At 35.1% G+C, this 1544-nt stretch carries 1 protein-coding gene and 1 pseudogene; both read right to left on the bottom strand.

Features of this window, described 5'->3' with window-relative positions:
* The coding region (locus tag IEW48_RS16665; RefSeq protein ID WP_188624710.1) for a serine hydrolase domain-containing protein at positions 1 to 726 on the bottom strand (726 nt) is incomplete at its 3' end.
* Between the two features lie 638 nt (positions 727 to 1364).
* Positions 1365 to 1544: pseudogene (locus tag IEW48_RS17325) on the bottom strand (hypothetical protein); the annotation flags it as partial.

The raw sequence follows: 1544 nt of genomic DNA on the forward strand, positions 1-1544 counted from the left end.
ATTTTCTGTTTTCTTAGCGGCATATAAGCTCGTCACATCATCATGGTCACCGAGTTCTTCTATTAAAAAACATGTATTAACCATCCCCGCTGGCTCTAAAATATTTTCCTTCAAATAAGATTCATAGAACTTCCCACTCACTCGTTCGACGATCGCACCGAGTAACGCATAAGCATCATTGGAGTAACTAAATTCAGTTCCAGGTTCACCAAGCAATTCAAAATCTAATCCTGCAATAAATTCCATCAGTTGTTCATACGTGTCGATTGGACCTTGATCATCTTCTTTTACTTTAAGACCAGGGTAATCTTGAGCAGATGGATCTGCATCAATGCTTCTTTTATTCGCATATTTAAGAGAAGGCAAAGGTGGAAGGCCAGCTGTATGTGTCATAAAATGGTGGATCGTCATTTTTTTCGTTTGCTCTGGTGTCCCTGCCTTAAACTCTGGCAAATATTTAATTACAGGATCTTGCACATCGAGTTTGCCCGCTTCTTGTAAATGCATGATCGCTGCACAAGTAAATGATTTTGTTACTGAGGCAATGCCAAATACAGTGTCTAGTGTCACCGGAAGCTTGTTTTCTACATTACGATAGCCAAAGCCCTTCCAATAGATGATGTCACCGTTTTTAGCAAAAGCAATCCCTACACCAGGAATTTGATATTTATCAATTAGTCCTTGAGCATAATCTTCAAATTTATTCATTGTTACTTGAGCTTTCATTCGAGTTCCTCCTCTATTCTTCTATTGTTTTTCAAGCACATAATAGTTAATATGCTTATCTTCACGTAGTAGACCGACAGCTTGATAACCGTTCTTAAAAGCCTNCTTTTGATGCATCCTTCTTCTGCCCTTTAATTCATGGTGGTTCCCTATTCTGCTTTTGTTTTTTAGATGATTAGAATTAATCTTTTTGTTTATAAAATGGATAATATGTTTCATTTGTCTTACGATAACGTTCTAGTCGTTCTTCAATGTGTTTATTATCGTTGACCATCACACCGGTAACAAGAATGTTCAAAATCGAGAAGATGGTTGTCATTCCTTTTAAACTCGTTGGACTTGGTTGTAGAATTTGCCCTATGATAACTTTCAATGTTAACACCCCAATTTTGATTTATTCTCATGACTCTCAGAATGATGTTAAAACTTCAAATTTCTGATTATTTGAAGCTTAGGCTTCATTATAAATCATTATATAGATTTGAAAATCATATTGCAATAGAATAAAAAATTTTTTAAAAAATTTTATGTTTTTTAATTAATACATATTTATGCAAGCGATTACATGAAATTACGGACTATATGTAAATTAAGTAATGCACTCTGGATTGTGTCATGGTATTCTATATATTAAAAACTCAACTTTCGCAGACAGAAACACCGAGTAAACCCTTGATATAATTGGGCAGATTCGACAAAAACTGATCGAAAAGCTCTTGAAACTTCTCTTCCGTAAGAACTAGAACTTCCCGTACCGCAGATTTAAATAGTTCGATTAAAAGCAACAATGCAGAAGCAAATTTGATGTCCTCCATCTC

Source organism: Caldalkalibacillus thermarum (assembly GCF_014644735.1).
In the GTDB taxonomy this organism is placed as follows: Bacteria; Bacillota; Bacilli; order Caldalkalibacillales; family Caldalkalibacillaceae; genus Caldalkalibacillus; species Caldalkalibacillus thermarum.